Consider the following 2,070-nt stretch of genomic DNA (forward strand, 5'->3'; position numbering starts at 1 on the left):
GGCGGCTGCGGCGGCCCGGGCGCGCCGCCGCAGCCGCCCGGCACCGCCGCCCTGCTGCCCGGGCCGCTGGTGCGGCCGGCCGGCTGCCCCGGAGGGATGGACGCCGACTCGCGGTTCGCCGCCGTCGCCACCCGGGCCTGCTGGAGCGGCACCCTCCCGTACGCCTTCATGGGCGCCGACTTCGGCTCGGTCCTCTTCGACGGGGCGGGCCGCACCCTGTGGGCCGACCCCGCCGGTGCCACCGCCTGCTTCACCCCCGACGGCACGGCGCTGGTGGTCGTCCAGGAGGAGGTGACCGTCTGGTTCCTCGCCGGGTTGGCCCGCCCCGCGGCCTCCCCCGCCCCGCGGACGCCGCACACCCGCGGCCGGGCGCTGTTCACCCGGCTGCCGCTGCCCCAGGCGCCGGCGGAACGTCCCTGCTCCTACTGGCCGGTCCGGCTCGCCGCCGTCACCGACGAGGCGCGGGCCGTCGTCTTCTCCACCCAGCTGGACCGGGGCACGGCCCGGCGCCGCCAGGTCGTCTGGCAGCGCCCCGAGGAGGGGGCGGACCCGGCCGCGCTGCTCCTGCCGCCGGGGCCGGGGCCGGCGGCGGCGCTCTCCGCGCTGGCCTTCGACCCGTCGGGCACCGTGATCGCCCGCGCAGTCCTCTCCGACGAGGCACGGCTGCTGCTGGACGGCCTCGACGGCCGGCCGCGCTGGCGGTACGCGCTGCCGGCGGGCGGGCGCCGCGGCCCGCAACGGCTGCACACCGCGTTCAGCGCGGACGGTTCACGCGTCGTGGTCGCCGCCGCGGACGGCCGCTCGGTCGTGCTGGACACCGCGTCGGGGCGGCCGGTCGGCGCGTTCCGCGAGCCGGGCCCGGCGCTGCAGGCGGTGGCGCTGGACCGTACCGGCACCCACGTCGCCCACGGCATGGCGGGGGAGGGGCGCGGGCGGGTCGTGGTGCGGCGGGTCGCCGACGGCACGGTGCTGCTGGAGTCCGGCCCCGGCGAGCTGCGGCAACTCACCGACCTGGCGTTCTCCCCCCACGGCGACGTCCTGGCCGCGGCGGGCGCCACCCACCGCCGCGACGCCGCGCTGTGGATGCTGCCGCTCTCCGGCCCCGAGCCCGCGCCGCCGCCCCGGGTGGCCGTCCACGACCTGCCGTTGAGCGACCAGCCGCGGGGGGCGCTGCTCTGGACGGCCGACGGGCCGCGCGCCGTCTTCCCCGGCAGTCGGGGCGCCGGGGTGGTCTGGGACGCGACCAGCGGACGGGTCCTCGCCGACATACCGTTCGGCGCGGGGGAGGGCGCCGTGGCGCTCTCCCCGGACGGCCGGACCCTGGTGACCGTCACCCAGGCCGGGGCGCGGCGCTGGCCGCTGTGACCCGGCCCGTCGGCTCGCCTGCGCGTTCCGGGGAGGTGAAGAACCGCACCCTACCCGGAGCGGTGACGGCGCGGACACCCTCGGTGTGCCCTGCGGGCGTTTCCGCAGCTGCCGCCGGGGCCCCTGCCCGTGCACGGCGCCCCGGGGCTCCGGTCCGCGGTGTCCGACCGGTCCCCGGGCGCGCGCTATGTCCCGAAGCCGCGTGGTGTCGGGAGCGTGTGTGTGCTGTGAGTGCTCGCCGTCCGGGGGTGGCGGCGCCCCGGGCAGGCCCTAGGGTGTTGGCCACCTGCCTCCCCACCCGGATTACCCGACACCAGTTCGAGAAGCGTGACCAGCCGTGGATTACTGCGCAGCCTGCCGGCGCCATCTCAACGGCGCCCTCGCCTGCCCCGGGTGCGGTCGTCCCGCTGTGGACGCCGGACCGGCGCCCGACGGGCCGGGCGCGAGCCGCCCCGCCGCTTCCGTCTCCGGGGACCCGGGCCTCGGCCACCCCGTCGCCCCGCCGGCCCCCGGGGGCGGAACCCCCACCGGGGCCGTGCCGCGCGAGGACCGGCCTTTCCGCCCCGGCCACCCGGCGGCCGGGCCTCCCCCCAGCGCGGGAGGCCCGGAGGGGCTGGACCTCGGCGAGGTCGCCCTCGGACGCGGCGCCGCCGACGACCGGGACGCCGCCGGCACCGCCAACGGCGCGGGGCGCCGCCGCAGCTC

Annotated in this window: 1 protein-coding gene and 1 pseudogene; both read left to right on the forward strand. The window is 80.0% G+C overall.

The window, feature by feature from the left end; translation table 11 throughout:
- The coding region (locus tag HCN56_RS25285; RefSeq protein ID WP_167974939.1) for a WD40 repeat domain-containing protein at window positions 1-1,365 on the forward strand (1,365 nt) is incomplete at its 5' end.
- Window positions 1,366-1,774: 409 nt separating this feature from the next.
- A pseudogene (locus tag HCN56_RS25970) lies at window positions 1,775-2,070 on the forward strand (hypothetical protein); the annotation flags it as partial.

Origin of the sequence: Streptomyces lonarensis (assembly GCF_012033735.1) — a bacterium.
In the GTDB taxonomy this organism is placed as follows: Bacteria; Actinomycetota; Actinomycetes; order Streptomycetales; family Streptomycetaceae; genus Streptomyces; species Streptomyces lonarensis.